Source organism: Fastidiosibacter lacustris, assembly GCF_003428155.1.
Lineage (GTDB): Bacteria > Pseudomonadota > Gammaproteobacteria > Francisellales > Francisellaceae > Caedibacter > Caedibacter lacustris.
Genome location: NZ_QLIR01000033.1, coordinates 1 through 7,088 on the forward strand (window position 1 = coordinate 1; position 7,088 = coordinate 7,088).

6 protein-coding genes are annotated in these 7,088 nt (G+C 31.8%); all 6 read right to left on the reverse strand.

Features of this window, described 5'->3' with window-relative positions; translation table 11 throughout:
* On the reverse strand, positions 1-1,595 hold a 1,595-nt coding region (locus tag DNJ77_RS09605), incomplete at its 3' end, for a condensation domain-containing protein (protein WP_192877957.1).
* 418 nt (positions 1,596-2,013) lie between these two features.
* On the reverse strand, positions 2,014-2,328 hold the full coding sequence (locus DNJ77_RS09610; RefSeq protein ID WP_116964850.1) for a helix-turn-helix domain-containing protein: 315 nt from the start codon (positions 2,326-2,328) through the stop codon (positions 2,014-2,016).
* 1 nt (position 2,329) lies between these two features.
* Entirely contained in the window at positions 2,330-2,689 is a 360-nt protein-coding gene (locus DNJ77_RS09615; protein ID WP_116964851.1) for a type II toxin-antitoxin system RelE/ParE family toxin, read from the reverse strand.
* A 414-nt stretch (positions 2,690-3,103) separates the two neighbouring features.
* A complete protein-coding gene (locus DNJ77_RS09620; RefSeq protein WP_116964852.1) occupies positions 3,104-4,459 on the reverse strand; it encodes a hypothetical protein in 1,356 nt (451 codons plus the stop codon).
* A 155-nt stretch (positions 4,460-4,614) separates the two neighbouring features.
* Positions 4,615-5,574 (reverse strand): ParB/RepB/Spo0J family partition protein, encoded by a 960-nt coding sequence (locus tag DNJ77_RS09625; protein ID WP_157966676.1) that lies wholly within the window; start codon positions 5,572-5,574, stop codon positions 4,615-4,617.
* A 13-nt stretch (positions 5,575-5,587) separates the two neighbouring features.
* The gene (locus DNJ77_RS09630) at positions 5,588-6,586 is read right to left on the reverse strand and encodes a ParA family protein (protein WP_116964854.1); all 999 of its coding nucleotides are present in this window, start codon (positions 6,584-6,586) and stop codon (positions 5,588-5,590) included.
* Positions 6,587-7,088 lie beyond the last annotated feature (502 nt).

The following is a 7,088-nucleotide window of genomic DNA, read 5'->3' on the forward strand; positions in this document are numbered from 1 at the left end:
GATACTTGAGTATCGTCAAGTATGTATCTAATCCTTTCATCAGGATAACTGGGGTCAATCGGCACATAGGCAGCCCCTGATTTTAAAATTCCCAAGATGCCTATAATTATTTCTAAGCTTTTATCTAGACATAAAGCAATCAAGGTATCTGGTTTAATTTCAGTAAGTGATCGCAAGTATTTTGCCAGTTGATTGGCTTTGGCATTGAGTTCAGCATACGTTAATTGTTGATCTTCAAATACCACGGCAACGTTATTTGGTGCCTTTTCAACTTGTTCTTCAAATAATTGATAAATGGTTTTACCTTTTGGATAGGGTTTATCGGTTTTGTTCCAGTCGTATAGTAGTTTTTTTTTTTGATCAATTGACATTAATTCATATTCAGATAACTTTCTATATATGTTGGTTAATACTTCATTGACTAGATTTTTAAAATATTCAATAAAGTAACTAGGGATATAGTTTTGGTTATAACTTATCTCGTAACTGTTAGATATGCTTTCGTATGAAAATAATAGCGTTAGAGGTTGTCCATAATACGTCCCTGAGTTTGAGCAAACAAAATCATTAATATTAATTTTTGGAGAAGTCATACATGCTTCTACTAAAGTAATGTTAGGATGAAAACCATGATGTAAATCTTTTCGTATTTCCTCAAAAGCAATCGTCTGATATTCTCTGTCTATCTTATACTGAGCCTTTATTTTCTCAAGCAATTCCGCAAATGTCATTTCTCCAGATAATTGAATCCGCATGGGAAACATACTGACAAAATAACCGACGATATTACTAAATTCACTCGGGCGTATGTTTTTGGGATAAGACAACATAATGTCTGTCAGGTGAAAGCATCTATAAATAAAGGTACTGATTAAGGCATTAAAAAAGATAAACGGCGTTGTTTTGTGTGCCTTTAAAAACCTTCTTAAGGCTTTGGGGTCAATATCAATGCGTTTACGCTCAACTTTACCCGTATCATCATCGGTATACTTAGCCAGATCATTTTGCTGAGCACCTTGAAGATAGTGCTGCCAGTAATCAATGGTTTCCTGTTTTTTTTCAGCGATGATGTTTTCTTCATACTGTAAATAACTTGCCAATGGATAAGTTTTGAATTGATGAATTGCTTCCAACCCTTCGTTATAAAGCTTTTCAAATACTTGACTAAAGATTGTCGTGGTCAGTCCATCTGAAATAATATGATGCCAGACAAACTGAAAATAATACTGGTCATGATCTGTTTTAATCAGTATGGCTCTAAATAGCCAGTCCTTTTCAAGATCAAAAGGCTTGGCTCTTAATTGTTCAAGTGCAGCAAGAATTTGATCTTGAGTAAAATGGTATAATTCCTGATAAATCACCTCTCCATCAAAGCGATCAAGAATGATTTGATTTGCGTCCCCTTCTGTTTCAATAAACCGTGTTTTAAAAGCTTCAAAATAATTACCAATTGTTTGATATATTGCTGCAAATTTATTTTTATCTAAATTACCCTGAACTTGATATGAAATCGCAATATTATAATTATCCGCGTAAGGATTAAGTTTGTAAGCATACCACAGTTCTTCCTGTTGCTTTGTTAATTTAAGAGTCATTTCTATCCCTCCCATTTTTGACTATAAATTTTATGTATATAATAGAGCAAAATAAGATCAGAAGCTCAACACTACTTGTAACAAGTAGTTTTATTTGATGTATTCAATCCGTTTCAAAGTACAAAAAACATCAATTTGATGAATAAAAATCAGTTGCATTATATTTAAACTCGGGGAATATGGCGATTCTCTTCTATTTGTTAGCGCCAGCAATAAAATGACCCTCAGCCAGAATTATTCTGCAAATCAACCAACATTATTTTGCAAATAGAATTTTAGAACCAGAATTATTCTACAAATGGATTTGATTTTATGGTAATAAAAACGATCATTTATTTTGTTTTCTTTTACTCAATAAAATTCACTGATAATTTAGTCATAAATCAATTAAGATAAGTCAACAAAAATACATTTTCGTTTAAGCTTGCATGAAATTGATATGCCCTAATCCAGTTTGAGCTGGATGAACTGTTATTTCAATATCTTGCCCAAGCTTTAAGAGCATACCGAATAATCTATCAATGCTGAATCTGTCACAGTGACCATTGATAATTTTTGAAATATCACCCTGGTTAACACCGGTAATTTCTTCAGCTTCTCGTTGTCTAAGTTTTTTCTCTTTAATTACAATTGATATTTGCCGTGCTAGTGCTGATTTAGCTTGTAACTCATCGGCATTTTCAAACCCAAGGTCACTAAATACATTACCCGAACTTTCTGTTATTTTGAGCATGTTACTTCTCCTGCATATTTAAAATTTCTTTTAACCGTTTCTTTATCAGGTCTATATCAGTTTTTGGCGTGCTAATGCCAGTTTTAGATTTTTTCTGAAAGCAATGCAATACGTATATAGCATCTTTCAATTTCACCGTATATACCGCTCTATAAGTATTCCCATCATAGTCCTCTACAACTTCAAGTGTAGATGCACCTTTAAAGTCACTGCCCTTTAAAGGCTTTGCTTTATCATGTTTTGTCCCTCTTTGAGCAAAATCTAACGCAAAGCCAAAGGTTCTTTTTACCTCATCTGGAAATTGTTTTAAATCATCTAAGGATGATCCTACCCACTTAAGTGGTTTTAATAGATTTGACATAAAGGTATCTATCGTTATTTTTATGGTAATTATACCATAAAAAATTAAAAGTGAAAGAAACTATAGCTGGGTTTTCATTGAAGTTATCAAATATTCAAAAATCCATTTGCAGAATAATTTTGGTTCTAAAATTCTATTTGCAAAATAATGTTGGTTGATTTGCAGAATAATTCTGGCTGAGCGTCATTTTATTGCTAGCGCGCACAAATAGGAAAAATAGACGTGGATAAAGATTAAATGGAGAACAAAAAAAGCACAAGAAAAACGAGGGTTTTTCTGACACTTTAGGCGCATCGGATAAAATCATTTAATGTGGTCCAAGTAAAATATATTTGCGCGTCAAGATTCTACAGTCGCATTTAAAGTGATCCAAGCCAAAATTATAGTCGCAAATAATTTGGTCCAAAATTTACATTAGCAATACCCATATGGTTTAGAATATTGTCTATTTCCAGTATTACACAATATTTTTTTAATAATACTAAGACAATGCTTAAAACCTTTCCCTTGAAAATGAAATTCTGGATTGGATATTTGATACTCAATCCAAGCATAAACCTCATTTATACTTCCGATAACAGCCTTACCTGTCAAGGACAGCCATTTGAGTGACTGCATTACAGCAATATGTTGTCTTGGTGTCAAATTAGGTTTTCGTATATCCTCTGCTTCAAAGATTGCCTTCTTATATTTCAATCTCCCATCACCATTAGGGAAAGATGTAGCATCACCATTTGCTCTTAACTGTATTTTAATTGCATCTTCAATCATCTCTACCTGATTATGATATATACTGCTTTCCTGAAGAGAAACAAGTACATCGAATAGATCACTGGGATTAATTGAAAATTGTTCTGCGATTGTGATAATAATAGACTCTGTTTGATCAGTCATAAAATCTAAGTTGTGAGAAAAAACAGGATTAACAGATTTAACAATTTCCGCAACTTCATTTGGAATGATTTTAGACTCTTGTAATTTATTATAATTGTTATCTTCTTTTTTTGTTTTTCCTTTTATATAAGATTCCGCCAAATTTGCGGAGTCTGATTCCGTAACAGTGGCGGAATCAACATGATGATTTAAGCCAACACCATAAACTTCTTGATTATATTCATTTTCCACTATTTCATTATTAAATTCAGAAGGTATAGTTTTGTCAGTCTCACTATTTTGAATAAGATTGTCGCTATCATCACTCATAGATGTATTAACTTGGTAATCTTGGCATTGTTCAGATATATCTATATTATGTTGTAACTTAGAAATATTGATGTTTGTTAAATTTTCTATAAATTTTTCAAACCCCTCATTGTTAAAACATTGATGCGATACATCTAATGTTTTATTTTGTGATGAATTACCTTTGATATCAACAATATCCTTAGTATATTCTTTTTTAAAATAAGTATTGTTCTTTGTTGATTCAGGGTTCTTTAATAAAAGATCTATATTTGACATTATTGAGGTGAATTTTTCAGTGATGTAAATTTTTGTTCTTACTGCGCCATCGTAGCACTTAATACGGACTCGATCAATCCATCCATCTTTATCCAGATCTGATAATGCTCTTTCGCAGGTTCTTTCTTTGAAACCAGTTTCCTCTGATATATACCTAATATTAGGTAATAAGAAGAATGGGTTTCCATTATCATCATAATACTTAGTACCCTGGACTCTGAAATATAGTAAATCTGCTATTTCAGCGTGGTTGTGATTTCCTATTTGTTCTCGCAAGATCTTACGACCGGCGTGAAATATTGTAGACATAGTACATTCCTTATTTAAAAAAAAGTCTTGCAAACAGGAACCCTATATACTACAATTCATTTGTGATGTGAGTTGAGAAGTCTTTTTAGGTTCCTTAACTTGTAAAAAGCCCTGGTTTTAACTGGGGCTTTTTATTTTGTCCGCCCAGGCGGACTTCATTTGATTTTATTTAATTCATTTTCAATTAACTCCATTATTTGTTTGTTAATAACATCATTATTTATGCTGTTATTAGATAGCAAAGTCGAAATATCTTTTGGGAAATGTATAGATGTTAAATTATTGTTATCCTTTCTCCATGTAAATATATGCCTTCCATTCTTGGAAATAATTTTATTAGCATCTGGTTTAGGGCTATTGTTATTGCTGATATAGTTATTTACAATTTCAGTTAATTTATTATGTCCAAGAGATCCAGATCGAATGAGGGTCGCTTTCGAGATTATTACTTGACAATGTTCATCACCTCTTTGAGCTAATCGTTTGATTGTCTCTGCAGTTCTGCATGATACTTTTGACATATCACCAATAGCTGAAATTATTTCTTCTGGGATTTTTGAATAGGATAGTAAAGATGATACATATTGTTTGCTTTTTCCTAATTTCTCTGTTAAATCATTTTGCGTGATAATTTTATTATCAATTAATTTCGCATAGCTTATTCCCTTAGCATAATCTGATAGATCCTTTCTGTTGTCGTTTTCAGCAGCTTGGGCTAATGCAGACTCAGCATCGTTTATTTCTTTGATTATTACTTTTAATTTAATTCCTGCTGCTATCGCAGCCCGCCATCTTCTTTCACCAATAATTAGTTCATATTTATATTTATTTCCAACCTCAGTCGGTCTGACAATACATGGCTGTTGTTGCCCTATAGATAAGAACTCATCAGCTAATGACTTTATATCTCCGAGTTCATTTTCAGGTCTATCATGATATATCCAGTTAACAATATCGTTGGGGTCTATTAATGTGACTTCTTCAACAACTTCATTTTCAAGCCATGTTCTACGCTTATTTTTTACCGCCTCATGCTCGTGAGATGATCCTTGTGATAATTTTATCTGTTCCGTGGTTATATTGAATTTCTGTGCAATCTTATTTAAATCAGCCATTATAAGACTCCTTTTAATTATATATATATTGGAGTAATTCTTGGTAATCATCTGTTGCATTATTACTTTTGCCAGATGCAAATATGTTCTGACATGACATAATACTTTTGGGAATTTCTGATGAATATCTAATAATAACTGGGCATAAATAATTTTTGATTACTTCATCAGACATGGCTGCTTTCAATGCTTCGCCTGATGTTGAGACTCTCCTGTCTAGGGCTGAAAAGAAGCAATTTATTTTTACTTTATTAGTGTCAAAAGAATATGTATCTACTAATTCATTAATCTCATTAATAATATACTTTGCACCTTGTATAGCAAACTCATCGGATCTAATTGGAATTAGTACATTACATAATATATCATCATCCATCTGATACAAAGCTGATATGGATGATGCAAACAAATTAGATAACTGTGGTGTATGATCTTGAAATATTTTTGTGTTTCTTCCGAGAGTTTGGAAAATATCACTGTATAAATTTTTCATTGCACGTTTTATATCAGAAGGCTTATTTAATGCTTTATCTAAAAAAGCAGAATTTAAATTACTTTTTATAAAATATACATTGTTACCTATATCATTTAATATTTGATTAATAGAAGCTTTATTCTCAATATAATCAATTAATATATATTCATTATCGTCAGCTCTTTGTCCGCAAACTATATGTGTAAAACTCGCTTGTGAATCGCCATCAATCAATACAATAGGGTCAGTTGTTGATGAGCTTACACGTCTCAATGCAGCAGACAAACTATATACTGATGAGGTTTTTCCTACACCACCACACAAGTTGGCAGACAATGTTATTGATGGCTTATGAAATTTATATGAGCTTTGCTTTCGTAAAAATAAACTGGCTTCATTTGATGAGATGCCAGTAATTCTGTTATTTGAATGCGTTATTCCTGTGTCTAGAGCTTTAAAATACTTACTAATTGCAGGTTTTGATAATTTAACATATCGTTGCAACTCTGTTATTTTAATTTCACTAACCTTAAACATATAATTGTCCTTATTCTGTTAGGTTAACATTGTTTAATTATATAATATATATATGTTAACCAATGCTCAATAGTAGTTATTGATTTTTTATATTCTTTATTTTTATTCCCATAATACAAAAGCCATTAATACGTGATCACTCAATAAACCATGCCTATCCTGTGGATTAAAAATTTGAGGTACAAATTTATTTAATGATTTATAACCACCGGAAGATATCAGTATTGGATTTATAGGAGCATCATCATATTGAGTGTTTATTATAAATGTGAAAGTTAAGGTGTCAGGCAGTAAATAATGCGCTAAATCTATAAATTTAAGTGTAATTAATAGCATCCATAAGCAGTAAAATATGGCGCTTATAAATAGAGTTCTTTCCAAACCGTATTTAATCTAGCAAAATAGCTATTTAAAAATTAAAGGTGGATATGATCAATGAGATGGGAAACGATAAACAAGTTAGCAGCAGATGAGTTTCGTCGTTTAACAGGTGTAAAAAAGC

Coding starts and splice junctions, on each gene's coding strand:
- DNJ77_RS09610 (WP_116964850.1), bottom strand. CDS start 2,328: ATGCTCAAAATAACAGAAAGTTCGGGTAATGTATTTAGTGACCTTGGG.
- DNJ77_RS09615 (WP_116964851.1), bottom strand. CDS start 2,689: ATGTCAAATCTATTAAAACCACTTAAGTGGGTAGGATCATCCTTAGAT.
- DNJ77_RS09620 (WP_116964852.1), bottom strand. CDS start 4,459: ATGTCTACAATATTTCACGCCGGTCGTAAGATCTTGCGAGAACAAATA.
- DNJ77_RS09625 (WP_157966676.1), bottom strand. CDS start 5,574: ATGGCTGATTTAAATAAGATTGCACAGAAATTCAATATAACCACGGAA.
- DNJ77_RS09630 (WP_116964854.1), bottom strand. CDS start 6,586: ATGTTTAAGGTTAGTGAAATTAAAATAACAGAGTTGCAACGATATGTT.